At 58.6% G+C, this 23,252-nt stretch carries 6 protein-coding genes; 4 read left to right on the plus strand and 2 right to left on the minus strand.

From position 1 onward, the window contains the following. Positions 1–293: 293 nt before the first annotated feature. Genes AB7951_RS11915 through AB7951_RS11930 form a run of 4 tightly spaced genes read left to right on the plus strand, consistent with a single transcriptional unit; the run spans position 294 to position 20,881 of the window. Positions 294–1,427 carry a hypothetical protein gene (locus tag AB7951_RS11915; protein WP_441255789.1) on the plus strand — a complete coding sequence of 378 codons (1,134 nt, stop codon included), beginning with the start codon at positions 294–296 and terminating at the stop codon, positions 1,425–1,427. Then, a complete protein-coding gene (locus AB7951_RS11920; protein ID WP_441255790.1) occupies positions 1,424–17,779 on the plus strand; it encodes a calcium-binding protein in 16,356 nt (5,451 codons plus the stop codon). Before AB7951_RS11915 ends, AB7951_RS11920 begins: the two co-directional genes overlap by 4 nt. A 19-nt stretch (positions 17,780–17,798) precedes the next feature. Next, complete coding sequence (locus AB7951_RS11925) at positions 17,799–19,559, plus strand: type I secretion system permease/ATPase (RefSeq protein ID WP_441255791.1); 1,761 nt, start codon at positions 17,799–17,801, stop codon at positions 19,557–19,559. Continuing rightward, a complete protein-coding gene (locus AB7951_RS11930; RefSeq protein WP_439066546.1) occupies positions 19,556–20,881 on the plus strand; it encodes an HlyD family type I secretion periplasmic adaptor subunit in 1,326 nt (441 codons plus the stop codon). Before AB7951_RS11925 ends, AB7951_RS11930 begins: the two co-directional genes overlap by 4 nt. 305 nt (positions 20,882–21,186) lie before the next feature. Here AB7951_RS11930 and AB7951_RS11935 read toward each other — a convergent pair whose 3' ends face one another. Further along, on the minus strand, positions 21,187–22,773 hold the full coding sequence (locus AB7951_RS11935) for an AMP-binding protein (RefSeq protein ID WP_439066545.1): 1,587 nt from the start codon (positions 22,771–22,773) through the stop codon (positions 21,187–21,189). 5 nt (positions 22,774–22,778) lie between these two features. Then, complete coding sequence (locus tag AB7951_RS11940) at positions 22,779–23,231, minus strand: VOC family protein (protein ID WP_439066544.1); 453 nt, start codon at positions 23,229–23,231, stop codon at positions 22,779–22,781. Positions 23,232–23,252 lie beyond the last annotated feature (21 nt).

The raw sequence follows: 23,252 nt of genomic DNA on the forward strand, positions 1-23,252 counted from the left end.
TTCCCGAAGGGAGAGTCCGTACATTCATTCTAGAATAAATTGGATAGCTGCGTCTTTACAATCTTAGAGGGATTGTTACTGTTCGCGTCTGGGCATGAAGTGAACTAACGAAACAGTTAGACGGCGGCCCTTGAGGCACTTCCTCAATGGCGGCAATACATTCTTCGGTAGCACCAACGTGTTCTGCCGCTGCGCGTATCTTACTGATAGTCGTCCTAGCTGGCCTCGCTCTCGTTACTACCGGATGCGAGCCGACCGGGCGAGACACGGTCAAATTCGGTTGGTTCTACCGGATGGTCGTTGAGCTATCCCATGCAGGCCAGCCGCTCACGATCGATGTTGTGATCGGATGCGGGTCTGAGGTTCGGCAGATTCTCGGCGAGGCGCGAAGCGCGCGCTCCATCTGGGCTCCCTACATTTTCGGAATCCGCGCCGGCAATGGCGAGGGCGTGCTCGTGCAGAGCCCGAACATCTGCGGCCGCAAACTCGACCAGCAGCCGATGCCCGCAGATTTCCTGCCGGTCGTGTTCTGGACTCCTGATGCCGGCAATCTCGAATTTATGGTGGCCTATCTGAACGAGCAGGCCTATCTGCAGCCCGTTTCGAAGCTCGCCTTTCACAAGGCGACATTCACTGAAGCGACAAAGTCCGACTACGAGGCCTGGCGCCTGTCCAGATGGAAAGACAACATCGTCCCACTAAATAATCGTGACGATGAGTATGGCAAGAAAGGCGAATTCTTCCATGGTGAAGGGTTTTTCCCAAAGGGAGATCCCCGAACTGAACTAATGCGTGAGATATCATGCCATGCCGTGCTGCGCGTGCCAATTCCGGTCGCTGCGCAGGCGGCAATACATGAGCGCTGGCCGGCCGAGAAGCCGCACTACTGGCTGCTCGATTGGCCGACAGTCAACGCACTGCGTGAGAAATATCCGGAGGAGATGGGTCGAGCTCGAAACAATCCGCAATGGGACCGTGAAATACCCGGTGCCCAGCCGAATTTCTCGCAAGCACTCGGCGTCAACCGGGCATCCGGTATCGGCCATATCGTTGCACTGTCGTCGGATATCGCGTCAGGGCGGGGTCTGCGGATTCCTTATCGTGTCGACACAGGCTATCCTTGGGCCAGCGACCGGCTGCGGACCCAACAGACGCTCGACATCAACTTCGACACAGCGAACGGGGCCGATCACGGCTTTGCCTACTGCTACCGCGACATGTGGAGCTACTACTTCAAAAGCTCGGGTCCTGCCCGCGAGGTTCGCCCCGTCGATCAACGTTTCTTCATCGACGGCCAACTTGTCGGGACCTTGCCCGGCGCAATCTGGACCGCGCCTGGCGCGATGATCGTCGATCGCGATCAATATCTCTGGCTGCCAGACTACTTTCCTTTTCCACTGACCCATGAGCTTGCGAGGATGCAATGAAGCAAGAAACGATCTATGCGCTGCTCAGTGATCGAGTCTATTCGCGAACGACGGACAATATTGACATCAAGTTCAGTAGTCTGCCGAAGGTCGAATTCCTGACGTCGGTGAACTCCGAAACGGGAATGTATGCCGAGGCGTGGAAGGTCGACGGAAAGCTCGTTATCGCCTTTCGAGGCACGGATTTCTCAGCATCAGATAGCAAAGATTGGTTCCAAGGCAATCTTCCGCTCGGTCTTCTCGGAGACCCGCAAGCGACGCAATTGCAGGCGGCTCTCTCTTTCGTGGAGTCGTTCAGAAACGATCCTGCGTTCGGAAGCGTTGTTTTCACTGGTCATTCACTCGGAGGCGGGCTGGCGGGCCTGATGGCTGCGAAATACGACAAGGACGCCTATGTATTCGCGTCGGCGCCATTTAAGGCAACGAGCGACAGGGGGAGCTTCATTCCGGAGGGACTGGCGTCAGACAAAGCCAGTGTGCTACTCGCCGGTCCACCAAATCCGCCAACGGGTGCGAACGGTCTTCCGGACTTCAACGATCCCGCTTATCAAGCCCAACGTCAAACTTATGATGTTGCAAAAGCGGCACGTGACGCACTCGTTGCGAATGGTTATGCGAAGATCCACTCTTACGCCCTAAACGATGAGATACTACAAAAGTTCACTCAGACCGGCGCCTCGGCATCGTCCTTCGTATCGGGCCTTATTGGCGTCAATCATTTTGATCCATCGCCGGAAGTGCCATTCACAATAGGTGGTGGGTCTGGCTTCAACGAGTCTCTGGCCAAGCACAGCATTAGTTTGCATGCGCTTCTAGCACGTACTGATGCACTCACGAATGACGAATCGGGTTGGACGTCAAAGCCGATCGGTGGTGAGCAAGGACTTCTCACAAACGACGCCACATTGCGGAACGCGTTTCTTGTCAATCAGGGAATAACCGGTCGGATGAACACGCCGACAACGGACAACACGTCGACAGGTCCTGACTCCGGGGCGATGTTGAGGGCGTTGGTATCGGATTTGAATTTCTATTCAGAATTTCACGCTCGATTCGGCAAATGGCTGTCAACGGGAGCTGTAGGGGACGGTAAGTCGCCAACAGCCGCCGACGCGCTCTCCGTTCATTCTGGCGTGATTAAACTGGGACTGCAAGTCGTCCGCGATGCATTGAGCACCGCAGCAGGTTCGGTGGTTAGCAGTACTGGCTTGAATGTCTTTGGTGCTGGCGATGCCAACGGACCCACGGCGCCGTATGTTCGCGTGGACCTCACGAATATCTCGGCCCCCGGTGGGGCGGCACAGAAGGAGAAGCTCGACGCCAATTCGCTGGCGCAGCTCTTCGGAGTTCGCGATATCAATTTCATTATCGCCGATTCTGCTGAGAAAGCCCTAATATCGACTCTTGGTGCTAATATTACGCTCGGTGATTTCGCTGCGCTCGCTAATCTGCTTGGTGCGAGTACGCGACAGGTTAAAGATGGAATAAAGGCGCTGTCGGACTGGCAGGTGCTCGTTGTTCAGGCCGGAGGCGGAGGGGCGGCCGATCGAGCATTGATCTACGACGCAGCCGCCGTCACCGGCGACGCGACGCGCGCCCACGTCATAATTGGTGGCGGCGGAGCCGACACGATCAAAGGCTCGTCGCAGCGTGACTTCATGCTCGGTGGTGACGGCAAGGACGTGTTCGAGGGCGGAGGCGGGAAGGATTTCATCATCGGCGGTGCCGGCGACGATCGCTACGTTGCACGCACCGGGCCGACAGACAACGACTCTGTGACGTTCCTCGGTGGCGAAGGTATCGACACAGCGGTCTACGGCAGCAACTTTGCAAACATCGGCCTCAGCCTGAACGGCTCGCGCATCGCCAACGTATCCAACGGATTTGGAGTCCAAGTGTCCTATGCCGCGGCGGGCAACCGAGCGGATACGTTGATCGGCATCGAGCGAATCGAACTGCGAAGCGGCGATGACTTCGTGAAGATGTCGGAAGCCGCGAAAGGTTACAATATCACCGTCGTCCTCGCGCAGGGGAATAACAACGTCGAGAGAGTGATAGAGGCGGCGCCGCCACCGTCTGCGCCGGAGACACTGAAGAAGGGAGCTTTCCTCAAACTCGAATTTTTGACTAAGGATGCCACCGGCGCTCCGACTGGGACGCAGGTGCAGACGTTGACGACCGCCTCCGATTTCGACCAGAAGGAGCGCGGCAATGCCATCATTATCGTCAACGGCCATCAGCTCGTCGGCGGCGCGACGTTCGATCTTGACAAGTTCGACTATCGCAATAACGGCGACGTGAAGGCCGTCTGGGCGGCAAACAGCAAGCAGATATTTCCGACCGAGGCCAGCGCCGACCAAGTCCAGCGGTGGATCGATGCGCAATTTGCAGCGACCATGAAATTCTTCAGCGGCATCAGCGGTAGCCTGGCCGGATTTGCATTCGTCCCGATCCTTTACACGCAGTTCGCAAGCTTCGTCGACAAGTGGATCAGCGCTTATACGCAGACGATCGTCGGCGCGTATGGCGAGCGCTATGACCTCGGGCCGCTGGCTGGAGATGGATCGCGCAAGCTCACCATCACGCTCAATCCGTCGGTTGACGGTGCGAACCAGACGATCGTCATCAATAATTGGAAGCAGGGCGACTACGGCATCCAGATCAACCAGTACGCCTATGGTCAGGGACTAGACAGCGGCACGAACAAGAACGGAAAGGTGGATTCTTGGCAAACCTTGTCGCTGGACGTGATACGTGCGCGTCTTGCCGAGGTCGGTATCGTGGCAAAAGACCAGCCGGTCCCGCCCGTTGTGGCGCGTGCAGTCGAGGCGAACGACGACGGTGAGGGCGACGGGCCGATCTCACTGGTGCGCGTCGGGAACGAGGCGGACAACGACATCGCTGGCGGTGCGGGCGCGGATCTGCTGCGCGGATACGCCGGCGATGACTATCTGCTCGGGGAGGAGGGCGTCGACATTTATGTCTTCGCGGTGGGCGACGGCCACGATACCATTGAAGACCTGTCCCCTGAGGGCGGCGTAATCCGATTTGTCGAAGGTCTCGACGTGTCGTTGATCACGAAACAGCTGGTGGCCGGAAGCGGCGGCAATCAGGATCTTCTGATCACCTATGGACAGGGCGATACGATCCTGATCAAGGACTGGTCCGCGCTCTCCCCGGAACAACAGGCGCTCTGGACGTTCGAAAGCGTGATCGGAAAGTTCACGCCTGCCAATTCAGCCGATGAGCCAGATCTGTCAGTGGTGCCGGAAGAAGTCGGTGGGGTGGCGCTGACGCTTATAGAAGGTACCGCGGGAGCAGACGTTCTCGATGGTATTGATATAAACGAGCGGATTAATGGGCAGGGTGGGGACGACGTCATCAATGCGTACGGCGGTGCCGATACCATTGATGCGGGCGATGGCAATGATATCGTCGATGGTGGTGCGGGTAGCGACACTATACGTGGCGGCCTCGGGGACGATCACATCGCCGGCGGCGATGGCGACGACATCATTGTCGACGAGGCCGGCGACGACGTCTTCATCGGCGGTCGCGGCAATGATCAATTCTACATCGAGAACAAGAACAACGGCAACGATACCTTCATCTTCAATCGCGGGGATGGCCAGGACATTATTGCGTCGGCGTTCAATTCCGACACCTTGAGGCTCGGACCGGGCATCTTGCCGTCCGACATCATGATCTTGCGGCCGATGCTGCGTATCGACCCTATGTATCCAAACAAGGGCCTCGTCGGCGACATGGTGATCAGGATCGCGGGGACGGACGATCAGATCACCTTCCGCAACAGCTATGTGCAGTTCTTCGGAGATCCCATTGAGGACATGAATTCAATAGGGCCGCTGCGCATTGTGTTCGACAACGGGGTAATCTGGAGTCGCGAAGATCTGCTGCGCATGTACGCGGCGCAGGCCGCCACCAGCTCCGCCGACGAGATATTGGGTTCGCCGAATGACGAGACATTCCAGGGCGGCCTTGGCGACGATGTCGTCTACGGCAATGGGGGCAACGACACCTTCGTATGGAACCGGGGTGATGGCGACGACGGCTTCGCCTATCGTTCTCTGGAGGACAAGAACCTTACCCAAATCGCGTTCGGGTCGGGAATAGCGACGTCGGACGTCAGCCTCACGATGTCGCAGGCTTTGGTCATCACCGTGGACGGCGCCAATGGCGGCACCATCACGATTAGTTCGCCGAACGTCGGAGTCGATCTGGGCCTCAGGATCGTGTTCGCCGACGGCACGGTCTGGACCCAAGCGGATATCAATCAGCGCTATTTGAATCCGCTGATGACCGGCGGAAACGACAACATCGTGGGAACCATTGCGGCCGACGTCATCAATGGCGGTAACGGAAACGATACGATTGAAGGAAACGGCGGCAGGGATATTCTGGACGGCGGAGCCGGCAACGACACGCTTACTGGTCGCGGCACCGTGATCTACCGGTTTGGTTCGGCGTTTGGCCAGGACGTCGTGCACGACGCGACCAACGAGTTCAACTATCCCCCCGAGGACGTTGATTCGCATCGCGATCGCATCGAGTTCACGGCTTATAATCTCGCTGACTTCACGATCGCTCGCACCGGATCCAACGATCTGCTGATTTCCCGCATAGGATCGACCGATCAGGTGACGATCACCAGATACAGCGTCCCGCCGGGTGGCAGTATCGAAAACGTCCTGTTCCAGGACGGCACCATGCTCGCCTACAACCAGATCAATGCGATTGCCGACCGGATGGCGATCGCAACCAATGTGATCAATGGAACGGCTTCGGCAGATTCGATGACCGGTACGGCCACCGGCGACAGAATCATGGCCGGGGCGGGGGTGGATACGGTTCAAGCAGGCGATGGCGACGATCTGGTCTATGCCGGCGACGGCGATGATATCGTCGCCGGCGGTGCCGGCAATGATATTCTCCTCGGCGGCGCGGGCGTCGACAATCTCGGCGGCGGTGGTGGGAACGACATCGTCTATGCTGGTACGGGCAATGACACGGTCACCGGTGATGCCGGCGCCGATACGCTCTACGGCGAAAGTGGCGATGATCAGCTCAACGGCGGCGCCGACAACGACACGCTCAACGGTAACCTCGGCAACGATACGCTGACCGGCGGTGCCGGTGCGGATGTGTTGATCGGTGGCATCGGCAATGACTCCTATGTCTTCAACCGCGGTGACGGTCAGGACACGGTACGTGCCAGCGTCGACAGGCTTTCAGGCGAGACCGAGACGTTAGTGCTGGGCGGTGGCATTACGGCGGCAGATGTCCAATATTCCTTGAACGGCACCGATCTCGTTCTTAATTTTGTCGCAACACCGTCCGACCAGATCACCATCAAGGACTTCCTGGGCGCCGGCATTCTCAACAGCATCGTGATCGGTTCAGTCACGGTGACGGCTGCTCAGATTCTGGACGGGCTATCGGGCGCCACGGCAGGCGTGGACAACGTGGTGCCTAGCCCGGTCACCAACAATACCAGTCTTGTGTATGGCGGGCGAGGGAATGACACCCTGACGGGCAGCGACCAAGGCAACACCTATGTCTTCTTCAAGGGGGACGGACAGGATCGCGTCAACAGTCCAAGACCTTTCTTCAAGTCGGGGACCGACGATCTTGTGCTGAACGGATATACGCCAGCAGAGGTGATCCTGTCCCGTGCCGGGACGGGCGGTGTCGATCTGAGGATCGCATTTACCTCGGGCACCGATCGTATCGATGTGACCGAACAGTTCGGCAATGGCTTCAACGGCCTCGACAGCATTCGGTTCGAGGATGGGACTGTCTGGTCGTCAGCAGATCTGAAAATCAGGGTGATGTCCCAGGCTGGCAGCGTCGGCAACGATACTATTGCGGGCTTCGAGGATACCGACGACGTCGTCATCGGCGGCGCCGGCAACGATACGCTCAATGGCGGCTCCGGCAATGACCGCTACATCTTCAACACGGGGGATGGCCAGGACGTCATCTCGGATTCTGCCGGCACAACCGATTGGTTGGAATTCGGTGCAGGCATTCGCCCGGCCAATGTTGTCGTAACCCGATCCGCCACCGATGCGAATGATGCGATCCTTACCCTGTCTGCCACAGACATTGTCACGCTCAAAGGTGTGTTTGCCGGCGCCAACGGCGGCGTCGACGGCGTGGTGTTCGCGGATGGAACGGTCTGGAGGAAAGCCGATCTCGCGAACAAGGCTCTGGCGGCGAAAGCCACGAGCGGTGCCGACACGATCGTGGGCACATTCCTCGACGACGCACTTTCCGGTGGCCTTGGCAACGATACCCTGACCGGTGGTGCCGGTGCGGACAGTTATATCTTCAACCGCGGCGATGGACAGGAAACGATTGTCGAACTTGCAACGGGCGGTGCGGATAAACTGAAGCTCGGCACTGGTATCACGACCTCGCAGGTGAGTTTGCGGAAGGGCTCGGTCGATGCGACCGACCTGGTCGTTGATATCGGAGCGGGCGAGACGGTCACGATCAAGGGCCAACTGGCGGGAGGTTCGAACGGGATCGAAGCGATCCAATTTGTGGACGGCACGATGTGGGGGCGTGTCGATATCGATCAGAAGATCATGGTGCTCTCGCAGACGACAGGTGCTGACACTATTAAGGGGTCGAGCGCCGCCGATCGCATCGTCGGCAATACTGGAAACGATACGATCGACGGCAAAGACGGTGCCGACGTCTATGTCTTCAATCGCGGCGACGGTCAGGACACGATCGCGGACACCGGGGCTGGATTCGGGCTCGACCGCATCGAATTCGGAGCTGGCATTACGATTGCCGATCTCGATTTCGCCCATGGCAGCAATCCGAACGATCTGGTCATCGGAATCCGCGGCACCACCGACCGCATAACGGTAAAGGATCATTTTGCAGCCGGCGGGGCGAAGATCGGCGAGATTGTCCTGACCGATCATACCGTGCTGTTCCTGGCGGATATCGAGGCGATGGCCGCGAACCATGCGCCGACGCTGGTGACGTCGATCGGCAGCAAGACCGTCGCGCAGAATGCCCTGTTCACCTTTGCCGTGCCGGCCAATACCTTTGCCGACAGCGATGTCGGAGACACTCTGGTCCTGAAAGCGACGCGCGCGGACGGGACGGCATTGCCGACCTGGCTTCGTTTCGATGGAACTACTTTTACGGGAACGCCGGCCAACGCCGATGTTGGCACGCCAATCCAGGTGCGACTCGCCGCGATCGACGGCACTGGCGATACCGCGAGCGCGGACTTCACTATCAACGTCACCAATGTCAATGATGCGCCGGTGTTGGCGACCTTGATCACCAACAAAACGGCCACGGTCGGATCGGCCTTCTCGTTCCAGTTCGCAGCCAACCAGTTTGTCGACCCGGACAATGGTTTGCCCGGGGTGTCAACGCAAACGCTGACCTACACGGCGACGTTGGGAAGCGGCGCCGCGCTGCCCTCCTGGCTGACGTTCAATGCTGCAACGCGGACATTCTCGGGCACGCCGACAACGACCAACCGAGGCGCACTCGATATCGCCATTACCGCGTCGGACGGGACCGCCACGACGACGACACGTTTCGGGATATTCGTCGGCACGACGGGAAACACCGCGCCGACCGTCGGCACTGCCATCGGAACGCGGACGGCAACCGAAGATACTGCATTTACGTTCCAGATCCCCACGAATGCCTTCTCGGACAGTACCTCGGGCGACCGGCTGCGATACACCGCCAAGCTTCTGAGCGGCGCGGCGCTCCCGACCTGGCTCACGCTCGACCCCGTGACGGGGCTGTTCTCCGGCACACCGGCGAATGGCGACGTCGCTCAGTATACGATACGCATCACTGCGACCGACATTTTGGGATCGTCGGTCGCAGCAAACTTCACGCTGAACGTCGGGAACGTCAATGACGCTCCGCAAGCCAATGGCGCGCTGGAAAGCTTCGTCGCCCATGAGGACAGCGCCTTCAGCTATACGATTCCCCAAAACCTCTTCACTGACATCGATGTTGGCGATACGCTGACCCTCACGGCGACACTGGCCAATGGCGCGCCGCTGCCGGCTTGGCTGACCTTCAATGCTGCGACGCGCACATTCTCCGGGACACCTGACGATCCGGATGTGGGAATGCTCAATATCCGAGTTGTTGCGAAGGACAGTTCGGGTGCCAGCGTCCAGCGTGACATGTACATCATCGTTGATGGCGTCAACGATGCGCCCGTCGTACGGCACCCGCTCGCGGGAATTGCAGTCGATCCCCTCCAGCATTTCACTTTCTCGGTTCCCGCCGAAACCTTCTCGGATGACCGTGGTGGCGTCAGCCTTACGGCGCGCATGGAGAACGGATCGGCTCTTCCGACTTGGATGACCTTCGATCCGTTAACACGAACTTTCTCGGGTACGCCGGATCAGTACTCTGTCGGTGAGAACGAAGGCGTTCATATCTATCGCGTCGCCTTGACTGCCACGGATTCTGACGGCGCCATCACCACTACGATTCTGAACATCGCCGTTAGAGGCCCGAATCCGGGGACGCTTGTGCTTGGAACGGAGGGCGCCGACAGCCTGAGAGGGACAGCCGGGCCGGACACGGTCTTGGGTCTCGGTGGCGACGACATTTTGCAGGGGCGGGAAGGGATCGACACCTACATGTTTGATCGTGGCTTCGGCCACGATACAATATCCGGAAGCTACACCGATCAGCCGGGTCGTCCCGTCTCTACGAGGGATGACATCATCCGCTTTGGCGCGGGGATCGCTCCATCGGACATCTCGGTACAATTGGTATATTCATTCCCGGAGTTCGGAGGTAGCGGGATATATTACTACTCCAGAGATCAAACTATCATAGAGAGCTATTCCAAGTTCGATCTCCTGCTGACCGTAGCCGGATCCAACGACTCGGTATTGCTACAGTACCAGCAACTCAATAATCCGAGCCAGAATGCCGGCCATACCATTTCGGAAGTGCGCTTCGCGGACGGGACGGTCTGGAGCGCTGCCTATCTCACGGGATTTTTCACCAGCGGCGGTAATGGGGCGGACCTTCTCGTCGGTGATGGGTCGGGCAACGTCTTGTCGGGCGGGAGCGGAAATGACCGGTTGCTCGGTCTGGATGGCGACGACACGCTCATTGGCGGCACCGGCGACGACGACCTTTATGGCTGGGAAGGCAACGATACATATGTCTTCAATCTCGGCGATGGCCGTGATCGGATCATCGACAGCAGCGATCCGTCCGGCGGCAACGGATTCGACACACTGAAGTTCGGTGCCGGCATCAGGCCGAGCGACTTGTTGTTCACGCGAAATACCGAAGATCCCTATTCATTTTCTGGCTCGGCCGAGGCTGGAAGCTTGCTGATCGAGATCGCAGGGACTAGCGACAGCATCAGGTTGTATCGCCAGTACACGATCTTCAACGATCAATCCGGCGGTATCGATCGTTTCGAATTCGCGGACGGGACGGTCATGACCCGTGCGCAGATCGATGAACTGGTCAATCCCGGCAACCTGATCCAAGGCACAGATGCGAGCGAGACCCTGACCGGTACCGCGGCGAACGAGCGCGTTATCGGCCGAAAAGGAAATGACCTCCTGCAGGGGATGGACGGCAATGACACCTATGTGTGGAATCTGGGCGATGGCAACGACGTCATCTCTGAATACACGATCACCAGTTTCGATGTCGTCGAGTTCGGAGCGGGCATTCGTGCACAAGACGTAACATTGTCGCATATCGGCCCGTACGGAAACGAGGCGGCCGGTTACCAGCTTTATCTGACCTTCACGACGACGGGCGAAGTCCTGACAGTCCAGTGGGAGTTCAACACGAGTGCCGATGGCATTTTCTACCCGACCATCGAGGAGTTCCGTTTCGTGGACGGTACGGTCTGGACACCGACGTCATTGATCACGACCTTCCTGACCTCGACCCCAGGAAACGATGTTCTCCACGGCTTCCCGAACCGTGCGGATATTCTGGATGGCGGTGCCGGTGATGACCAACTTTATGGCCACTCTGGCGCGGACACCTATGTGTTTGGTCGCGGCTACGGAATAGACACTATCTACGACAGGCTTGACGGCATCTTCCAGAACGTCGTTGACCGGATCGCGTTCAACAGCAGCGTCTCATCAACCGACATCCGGCTGTCAAGGTCGAGCTATTTCGACGCCAATAATCACAGGGTCATCGACACCGTCTTCTCGATTGCGGGAACCACGGACAAGCTGATTGTCGCAGGCGCCGAATTCGGCTTCGAAGCCGACGAATTTGTCTCGATTCAGTTCGACGGTGATTTCGCCTCATGGTCAGGTGCCAGCCTTGGCGCGCGCTATCTGGAGCAGAATTCGACTAGCGGCAACGATAGCGTCATCGGCTTCATGGCCCGTGAAACCATCAGCACCGGTCTCGGCAACGATACACTCGATGGCGGACGCGGCAACGACACACTGATTGGCGGTGCCGGCAACGACACCTATGTTTTCTGGCGGGCGCCCGACATCAAAATCATCCAGGACGCGGGTCTTGTTGGGGATGTCGATACGCTTCAGCTTGCTGATATCTCAGCCGCCGATGTAAGGATCGTCCGGGCGGGGAATGAAAACGACCTCATCATTACGACCGCATCCAGCAGCACCGACGGCAAGGTGGTGCTGGAGGGACGGCTGATCGGTGCCCAATACAGTGCAGACCAGATCCGTTTCTCCGATAATACGGTTTGGAACTACGCCACGATTCTAGCTAATGCGCAGGCAGCCGCTGCCGACGCACGCTTGGTGAGCGGAACGACCGCATCCGAAACGATAACCGGTACCGAATTCGCCGAGACGTTCGATTCGAAGGCTGGAAACGACACCATATCAGGCGGATATGGCGAGGACATCTACATCTACCATGCGGGGGACGGCAACGATGTCATCACCGAGGTCAATAGCGAGAGCGATACGGACACACTGAAACTGCGCGACTTCACGGCGTCGCAGATCAGCCTGCGGAAGTCGGGCAACGATCTCATCGTCCACGTCAATGCGAGCGGCGCGGAAATCACCATTACCGACCAGTTCAGTAACAACGGCAGTTTAGGTATCGAGGAGATACTGTTCAGTGATCGTACGGTCTGGGACCGGACGGCCATCGCAAACCGTGCCGGCAATCACGCGCCGACGGGAGGAACACTGTTTGCCGCCGTTTACGAGAACGCTGCGAATGGCACCGCCGTCGGCACGGTTTACGGCATCGATCCCGATGCCGGTGCGACATTCACCTATACGTTGCTCGATAGTGCAGGCGGGCGGTTCATCATCAACGCCGCCACCGGCCTGATCACGGTCGCCAATGGCGCCCTACTCAATTATGAGAGTGCTGTAGCGCATGATCTCTCAGTTCGTATCACGGACCAGGGTGGGCTGAGCATTGATAAGACGTTCAGCGTCACAGTTTACAACGTCAACGAAGCTCCCACTAATGCGGTGCTCACGGGGGGCGCCGTTGCTGAGAATTCGGCAAACGGGACGGTGGTCGGAACACTGGGCGGTGTCGATCCCGACGCGGGAACAACGTTCAGCTATTCGCTGGTCGACAATGCCGGGGGGCGTTTCGCAATCAATGCGACGACCGGCCAGATCACGGTGGCCAATGGGGCGCTGCTGGACTTTGAGACGGCGACCTCGCACACGATCACTGCCCGGGTCACGGATCAGGGCGGTCTGACTATCGACAAAACCTATTCGATCGCGGTCTCGGATGTGAGCGACAGCGGCAATCACGCGCCGAGCAATGCGACGTTGACTGGCGGGACGATTGCGGAGAACGCGGCGAATGGTACGGTGGTCGGTATGGTGACCGGCGTCGATCCGGATGCCGGTGCGGTGCTTTCCTACGCACTGACCGACAATGCAGGCGGGCGGTTTGCGATCAATGCATCGACCGGGCAGATCACGGTCGCAAACGGCACACTGCTGAATTACGAGGGTGCGACCTCCCATGGCGTGACGGTACGGGTGGTGGATCAGGGCGGCTTGAGCTTCGATAAGACGTTCACGCTGACCGTGACCAATGTCAACGAAGCGCCGACCAATACGACGCTGACCGGAGGATCGGTTGCGGAGAATGCGGCAAACGGCACGGTGGTCGGAACGGCGGCAGGTATAGATCCGGATGCGGGGGCGACGCTCACTTACTCGCTGAGCGACGATGCGGGTGGACGGTTCGCAATCAATTCCGCCAGCGGCCAGATTACAGTGGCGAACAGCGGGCTGTTGAATTACGAGAGCGCGACGTCGCACGCGGTGACGGTACGTGTGACGGATCAGAGCGGTCTGACCTTCGATAAATCCCTCACACTCAATGTGACAAACCTCAACGAGGCGCCGACCAACGCGACATTGACCGGTGGGGCCGTTGGGGAGAATGCAGCCAATGGCACAGCGGTCGGAACCGTGGCAGGCATCGATCCGGATACCGGAGCGACATTTACTTATGCGTTGACCGACAATGCGGGCGGTCGTTTTGCGATCAATTCGGCAACGGGGCAGATCACCGTGGCCAATGGAACGCTGCTGGATTACGAGACGGCGACATCGCATGGCATCGTCGTTCGCGTCACCGACCAAGGCGGTTTGATCTTCGACAAGACGTTTACCGTCGCCGTGACCAACGTCAACGAGGCGCCCAGCAATGCGACGCTGACCGGCGGCTCGGTGGCCGAGAATGCGGCGAATGGCACAGTGGTGGGGACGGTAGCCGGCGCGGATCCGGATGCCGGCGCAATACTGACCTATTCGCTGATCGACAATGCCGGGGGGCGGTTCGCGATTGATGCAAGCACTGGTGCTATCACCGTCGCCAACGGCTCGCTGCTCGATTATGGGACCGCGACCTCGCATGCGATCACGGTACGCGTCGTCGATCAGGGCGGGCTGACCTTCGACAAGACGCTGACGATGGCGCTGACAGAGGGTGGCGAAGGTGAGAGCTACCTGTTCGCTCGTGGTGATGGACAGGTCAACATACAAGGGGATTTCAGTTCCATAAGCTTTGATTCATCGATTGCTGCCAGCGATATCCTGCTGCAATCCGATGGATCGGATCTAGTGATCCTCGTGCGGGGGACCGCAGACAGCATCCGCATAGGTGGTGATCTGACGATTAACGACTGGGGAACGTCGAGCGCAATCCAACAACTCAAGTTCAGCGATGGCAGCACGATGAATATCGGGCAGCCTGCGCCAGGCGTCGGGTCGCCAATTACGTTTACGTGGGTTGGAACGGACACTTCAGTCTATAACGGCAGTATCTATGGTGACGACGTCTTCGAGATGGTCTCAGGGTCAGGCTGGGGCTTCGACACGTCCGGCCAGACCACTGTTCTATACGGCGGGGGGCAGAGCTATATCTGGGCAAATGGTGGCACCGGTGTCATCAAGTTTGCGCCAGGAATATCAGCCGACGATATAATACTCCAGTCGGTCGGTTCGAACCTCATAATCCTCATAAGAGATACTGACGACCAAATTCTGGTCTATGAAGGTTTGGCGCTAAATGACTGGGGAGCATCGAGCGCAATCCAGCAATTCCAGTTCAGTGACGGCAGCACGATGGACATCGGGCAGCCTGCGCCAGGCGTCGGATCACCAATCACGTTCACCTGGCTTGAGGCTGGTAACGGAAGCACCTACGGGAACAACGTTTTTGAGATAGCTTCGGGTGCGAGCCTTACATTCAACAGCGCTAACACTGGCCAGAACACCGTTGTATTCGGCGGAGGTCAAAATGACATCAATGCAAATGGAGCAACAGGCGTCATCCAGTTCGGTGCTGGAATATCCGCCAGTGACATCATCCTTCAATCTGAAGGCTCGGATCTTGTAATTCGCGTGAGAGGTACGGACGATCGCATCCAAATCTATGGTGGTGGCTTGACGATCAATGATTGGGGGGTGTCCAGCGCGATTCAGCAGCTGCGCTTCAGCGACGGCAGCACGATGGATATCGGGCAGCCTGCGCCAGGGCTTGGATCACCAATCACGTTTACGTGGGTTGGAACGGACACCTCAGTTTATAATGGAAGCATCTACGGGAATGACATCTTCGAGATCGTGTCGGGATCAGGCTGGGGCTTCGACACCGCCGGTGGTCAAACGACTGCTCTATTCAATGGTGGGCAGAGTTATATCTGGGCCAACGGGGGGACAGGTGTCGTCAAGTTCGGGCCAAGCATATCGGCGAGCGATGTCATCCTTCAATCCGAAGGTTCGGATCTCGTAATTCTCGTCAGGGGGACGGACGACCGCCTCCAGATCTATGGCGGCCTAACAGCCAATGACTGGGGAACGTCGAGTGCGATTCAACAACTCCAGTTCAGCGACGGAAGCACGATGGATATCGGGCAGCCTGCGGCAGGCGTTGGATCGCCGATCACGTTCACCTGGGTTGGCACCAGCACTTCGGTTTATAACGGCAGCATCTATGGGGACGACGTCTTCGAGATGGTCCCAGGGTCAGGCTGGGGCTTCGACACGGGCGGCAAGACCACTGTTCTGTATGGCGGGGGACAGAGCTATATCTGGGCGAATGGCGGCACCGGCATCATCAAGTTCGGTCCAGGAATATCGGCCGACGATGTAATACTTCAATCGGCCGGGTCAGATCTCATGATCCTCATAAGAGGCACCGAAGACCGAATTCAGATCTATGGCGGCCTGGCGCTCAATGAATGGGGAACGTCGAGCGCGATCCAGCAATTCCAGTTCAGCGATGGCAGCACGATCGATATCGGGCAGCCTGCGGCAGGCGTTGGATCGTCCATTACGTTCACGTGGTTGGAGCCGGGCAGCGGAAGCATTTACGGGAATAATGTTTTTGAGCTGCCTCCCGGGACGAACCTCACATTTAACAATGAGAACGATGGCCAAAACACAGTTGTATTCGGCGGAGGTCAAAACAATATCGATCCAAACGGAGCCACAGGTATCATTCAGTTTGGAGCCGGAATATCTGCCGGTGATATCATCCTTCAATCTGAAGGTTCGGATCTTATAATTCTCGTGCGGGGGACCGAAGACAGCATCCGTATAAGCGGTGATCTGACGGTTAACGAATGGGGAACGTCGAGCGCGATCCAGCAGCTCAAGTTCAGCGATGGCAGCACGATGAATATCGGGCAGCCCGCGCCAGGGCTCGGATCACCCATCACCTTTACTTGGGTTGGAACCAGCACTTCAGTTTATGACGGCAGCATCTATGGGGACGACGTCTTCGAGATGGTCTCAGGGTCAGGCTGGGGCTTCGACACTGTCGGCCAGACCACTGTTCTATACAGCGGGGGGCAGAGCTATATCTGGGCAAATGGCGGCACCGGCGTCATCAAGTTCGCGCCAGGAATATCGGCCGACGATATAATACTTCAAACGGCCGGTTCGAATCTCATAATCCTTGTAAGAGATACTGACGACCAAATTCTGGTCTACGAGGGCTTAACGGCCCATGAAGGGGGAACGTCAAGCGCGATCCAGCAACTCCAGTTCAGCGATGGCAGCACGATGGATATCGGGGAGTTCGAGCCAGGCGTTGCATCGCTAACCGTAACAGAAAATAGTGCTCATACTGAGGTTGCTGGCGTGACGTTGGATGGAACTGCGGAGTCTGAAACGCTGACAGGCGCTTTCGAAGAAGATGCATTCAACGGACTCGGCGGCAACGACACCCTTCGCGGTTTGGGCGGCGGGGACACTTACAAGTTTGGGGTGGGTTCAGGTAACGACTTGATCCTTGAGGCGGGTACCGATTCCGGGATCGATGTGGTGCATCTCTCTGCGCTCGCAGTTTCGGACGTTACATTTGGCCGATCGGGCAGCGATCTCTTCATCAAGATTAATTCGTCAAACGAAGAACTCATGGTCGAGGGCCAATTCGATGGCCATCCGCGGATCGAGCAGGTGCATTTTGCCGATGGAACGGTTTGGGAGGGCAGTCAGATCACTGATGCGGCGGCCTGGATCCACGGGACCACTAGCAACGATACGATTTCGGGTACGGGCTGGAATGACACCATTTCCGGCGGTGCGGGTAACGATGCATTGTCGGGCGGCGCTGGTGACGATCTATTCGTGTTTAGGGCTGGCTTTGGTCAGGACAGCATCTCCGATTTCAGCGTGGGGCACGACAAGCTCGAATTCGGGGACGGATTGTTCGCCGATGCGGAGGCCGCATTCGCTGCGGCAAGTGCCCAAGGGAGTGACACGATTATTACGATAGATGCGTCAACGACCGTTCTGCTGCAAAACGTCGCTTTGGCGAACCTGCACGTGGACGATTTCCGGGTCGCATAACTAACGCTGGTGGGAAGTAGTGAGTAAAGCAGAAGCGGGTAATCCGCCGACTCGTATCAGCGACGCAGTGAAGGGAGCGGCGGCGGCTTGCCGCCGGGCCTTTCTCGCCATCGGGGTCTTCACGGGCGCGATAAACCTTCTGATGTTGACCGGCTCATTCTTCATGTTGCAGGTCTATGATCGGGTGATTCCAAGCCGCAGCATTCCTACGTTGCTTGGGTTGATCGTGCTTGTGACGATGCTGTATGGTTTTCAAGGGATTTTGGATTTCATCCGCCAGAGGTTGTTGATCCGCACGGCTCGCGGAATCGACGAGCGGCTGAGTTCATACGCCTACCAAGCGATTGTTGAGCTTCCCTTGGGACCGAGCGGCGGCAAGGACGGCCTTCAGCCCGTCCGCGACCTGGATCAGGTTAGGAGCTTTCTGTCGAGTTTGGGACCGACGGCTCTTTTCGATCTGCCGTGGATGCCCCTCTATCTGGGCCTCTGCTTTGTCTTCCATTTCTGGATCGGCATAACGGCTCTCGTCGGGGCGATCCTTCTGGTCGTGCTCACCATCTGCACGGAGGTACTCACGCGGGATCCCGTCAAATCATCGTCCGGATTCGGCTCCGTCCGGATGGCAATGGCGGAGGGAAGTCGGCGCAATGCGGAGGTCCTTCGCTCCATGGGCATGACGAAGAGGATGTCTGCCCGTTGGTCCACCTCCAACGACCGTTATCTGGATGCTCAGCAAAAGGCCTCCGATGTCGGCGGCGGTCTGGGTGCGACTTCGCGAGTGCTGCGAATGCTGCTCCAGTCGATGGTGCTGGCCGTGGGTGCCTATCTCGTCATCAATCAGCAGGCGTCAGGTGGGGTCATCATCGCCAGTTCGATCCTGACGTCGAGGGCCTTGGCGCCGGTCGAGCTTGCCATCGCGCACTGGAAGAATTTTGCGGCCGCGAGGCAGAGCTGGCGCCGCCTGACGGGAGTGATCGACAAGCTTGGAGCGATGGGAGCGCCGATGGCGCTGCCTGCACCGCATACGTCCCTGTCTGTCGAGGGAATTAGCGTGGCGCCACCGGGCGTCCAGCGGCTGGTGGTGCAGAACGCGACCTTTAAGCTAGAGGCAGGTCAGGGGCTTGGCATCATCGGGCCGAGCGCGTCAGGCAAGTCTAGCCTTGCCCGCTCGATGGTCGGCGTTTGGCAGGCCGCGCGCGGCAAGATCAGAATCGACGGGGCCGCCTTAGAGCAGTGGGAGCTTGAGGCTTTGGGGGCCCATATCGGCTATGTGCCTCAGGACGTCGAGCTGTTCGACGGCACGATCGCAGAGAACATTGCAAGGTTTGCGGCTGAGGCAGATCCAGCCGCCGTTATCGATGCCGCAAATCAAGCGGCGATACACGACATGATCCTGCGCCTTCCGGAAGGCTACGACACGAAGATCGGGGAAGGCGGGTCCGCTCTCTCTGCGGGCCAGCGGCAGCGCGTGGCTTTGGCCCGGGCGCTCTACGGTTCGCCGTTCCTGGTTGTGTTAGACGAACCCAATTCGAACCTCGATGCGGAAGGTGACCAAGCGCTTACAAAGGCAATCGCTGGGGTTCGAAAGCGGGGAGGTATCGTCATTGTCGTCGCACATCGCCCGGCTGCGCTCGCGGCAGTCGATCTCGTCCTGATGATGTCGAATGGGCAGGTGCAAAACTTCGGGCCGAAGGATGAAGTCCTGAAACAGGTCCTGGAACCCGCGCGACCGGCTTTACGGGCTGGGCCAGCGGTTGTGGACGCAGGGCGACGCGCATGACCCAGGCTAACGTGAAGCGAAGCGATTGGACACCTGCCGATCGATCGGTCCGCGCCCATGGGATTTGGGGCGGGGCGGTGCTCCTCCTGCTCGTGGTCGGCGTCGGGGGCTGGGCTGCGTTCACAGAGCTTTCCGGCGCCGTGGTGACCTCAGGAGTGCTTGTCGTCGAGTCCGAGGTCAAGAAGGTCCAGCACCCGACTGGCGGCGTCATCGGGGAGATCCGGGTGAAGGACGGCGACCGGGTGCGTGAGGGAGACGTTGTGATCCGGCTCGATGAGACGGTAACGCGCGCCAACCTGGCCATCGTGATCAAGAGCCTCAACGAAATGGTGGTCCGCCAGGCCAGACTGGAGGCAGAGCGCGACGGGGCAGAAAGCGTTGTCTTTCCCCCAGAGCTTGTCGCTCAGCAGGACCAGTATGAGCTCGCGGGTGTGATCGCTGGAGAGCGACGGCTGTTTGAACTGCGCAAGTCGGCGCGTGCGGGACAGACTGCTCAGTTGCGTGAGCGGATCCTACAGTTGCAGGAGGAGATATCTGGTCTTTCCGGGCAGTCAGCTTCCAAGCGTCGCGAGATCGAGTTCGTCAACCGCGAGCTCGTTGGCCTCCGGGATCTCTGGGACAAGAAGCTGGTGCCGATTAACCGGGTCATGATGCTCGAGCGAGAGGCCGTGCGACTAGATGGCGACAGCAACCAGTACGTTGCAAGCGCGGCCCAGGCGAAGGGCAAGAAGGCAGAAACAGAGCTGCAGATCATCCAGATCGATCAAGATCTACGCAGTGAGGTTGCCAAGGAGTTGCGAGAGATTCAGGGAAAGTCAGCGGAGCTCGTCGAACGAAAGGTCGCGGCGGAAGACCAGTTGAAACGCATCGATCTCCGGTCGCCACAGAACGGAAACGTACATCAACTCACAGTGCATACGGTCGGCGGCGTTATCGGACCCAGCGAGCCGCTCATGTTGATTGTTCCCGAGAATGACGCCCTCACCGTGGAAATCCGGATCGCCCCTCAGGACATCGACCAGATCCGCCTAGGGCAGTCGGTGAACCTTAGGTTTTCAGCGTTCAATCAACGAACAACACCGGAAATCGTGGGCTCACTCAGCCGGATTTCCGCCGATATTTCTCAAGATCAAAAGACGGGCGTAAGTTATTATCTTGCCAGGGTATCCCTTTCGTCGGCCGAGCTATCGAAGCTCGCCGGCCTCAAACTGCTGCCAGGCATGCCGGTCGAGGCTTTCGTCCGTACCGAAGATCGAACAGTTCTGTCCTATCTGGTGAAGCCGTTGCACGACCAGATCGCAAAAGCGTTTCGGGAGAGGTAGGGTCGTTCCTCACGAAAGATTTCGGAACAGCGGTCGCCGATGATCACCAACAGCATGACGTTTCAGCCCTTCACCCGACAGATAGGAAATTACACTCGCGTCGGCATCGGGGAAAGACGAAGGTGATGGAGGAAGTCTTCCTGGGTGTGGTCCAGCAGGTTATGCAGCAGGAGACTATGTCGTCTCTCCTGACCATGCCCGCCGCGCGAGTCCTACTACGGCGGCGCGAAGGAATATATCGATTGTCCGGCAAGCGGAGCCTAACCTTCTGCATCTGGACGCATGAAACAGCGGACGCGCTGACTTCATGCGACCAGAAGCCCATCCGCGCGTAAGCGGTCGATACAGGCGCGCTCGATGGGCTTCTCCGAGATGGTTTTGGGAATCTCGTCGAGGATCTGGATAATCTCGGGAACATCTGCCTTCTGTAAAGCCGTCGCGCAATAGGCCTTTAGCGCGGCTTCGTTGAATTCAGGCCCGCGGGGGACCACCGCGGCGACCAGGGTTTTCTCTCCCGCAACGTTTTGCTTCGTGGTGACGCCATAGACGAAGACATCGGAGACCAGGCCGGATTTGATGAGCGCGGCCTCGACGACGGCCGTGTTGACGAAATCCCCGTTGCGCCGGATGCCGCCGCCGACGCGGTAGTGGAAGAAGAACCAGCCGTCCACATCCTCGTGCACGACGTCGCCGGTCCGGAACCAGCCATCTATGGTCTTGGCTTCGCTCGCTGCCCGGTCCTTGAAATAGCTGATGGTGATAGGCTCGCCGTCCAGACGCCGGAAGCGAAGCTCGCCCGGCTGAAGCGCTGCGCATCGCTGGCCTTCGCTGTCGAAGACGGCCGCTTTCAGACCCGGCGGCGGCTTTCCGAGGCTGCCGCGAGGGCCGGCATCCGCCGGATTGGTGAGCGCTCCGCCGCCTTCGGTTGAACCATAGATCTCGCAGATCTTGATCCCGTAGCGGCGTTCATATTCCGGCCAGAGATCGGCCGGCATGCCGGCGCTGATGATCAGGCGCACCGGATTATCCGCATCATCTGCTCGCTCGGGAATGCTGTAGATTTCGGGGATCATGCCGCCGAGCAGACTGAATATCGTGCAGCCGTGGGTGCGGCAGATGTTCCAGAGATGCGACTTGCTGAATTTGCGGCTGATGACGAGAGGGAGGCCGGTCGTCAGTCCGATACGCAGCGTTCCCTGTGCGTTGATATGCGTCAGGGACAGCCCGGTATAGAGCACGTCGCTCGCCTGGAGGTCGATGCCGTGCATTCCGCGCGCGCGGCTCATATAGGCACCGTGCGAGACCGCCACGGCTTTGGGGTTGCCCGTGGTTCCCGATGTGAACATCAGCATCATGATGTCGGCGGCCGTGACCTCGATGGGCGACGGCGAACCGACGTCGAGCAAGGCGGCGTCGTAGGTCAGGCTCACCGGCGCGATTGACGACGGCATTTCACCCTGATCCGTGACCACCACGGCCCAGGACAGACGGGTCTGGCCAAGCCTGGCGATGGCGTGGGCGCATTCGGACGTGCAGATCACCCCGCGGCACTCGGCGTGGGACAGCATGTAGTCGAGCTTCTCACCCATGGTCCGGGGATCGATCGGAACGAAGATCGCGCCGATCATGGCGGCCGCGATCATCGCTTCGACGAATTCTGGATGGTTCGCCATCATGAGGGCGAAGGTATCGCCCTTGCCGAGACCCAGTGCAGTGAGCCTCGCGGCAAGCGAGGCGCCGCTCTGTTGAAGCTCGGCATAGGATCTGCGTTGTGCGAGGAGCTCGCCGTTAGCACCGATATCTACAAAGGTCAGCGCGTGCTTGCCTGGATCGACCGCAATCTGCTCGGCAATGAGATCGGCAATCGATGCTTGGTCGTTCGAGCTTCCCACAGACCTTACCCCTCAAAGCCGTAATACTTGCGAACTATCGCTTCGCGCACTCTGCCGGGCTCGAAGATCTCGATCACGACGCCGTCAGGCGCGCCGACCATGAAATAACCGCCCTCGCCACCGAGGCGCCGAATCGGGTTCGGGACATGTAGGCCGGCAGCGACCATGCGGTCATAGAGATCGTCGATGCCGACGACCTGCATGCCGAGGTGATGGACTGCGTTCTTGCCGTCGCCGCGGGGCTTCTGATCGTAGAGATGCAGGGCGCCGATGCCAACCTTGATGAAAACGTTGCGCGCGCCGGCGACATCGCCGTCCCACATCACCTCGGCATCGAACCAATTCTTGTAGTAGTCCATGGTCGCGTCGATGTCGGATGCGAACAGATGGACATGCTGCAGATGATAGCGCTGCTTGGTGCCATAGGGATATTGCCAGTCGTTTTCAGAGGTCGTCATGGAGGCTCCTGATGTGCCGTT

Origin of the sequence: Tardiphaga sp. 285_C5_N1_2, from assembly GCF_052076065.1 — a bacterium.
Taxonomy (GTDB): domain Bacteria; phylum Pseudomonadota; class Alphaproteobacteria; order Rhizobiales; family Xanthobacteraceae; genus Tardiphaga; species Tardiphaga robiniae.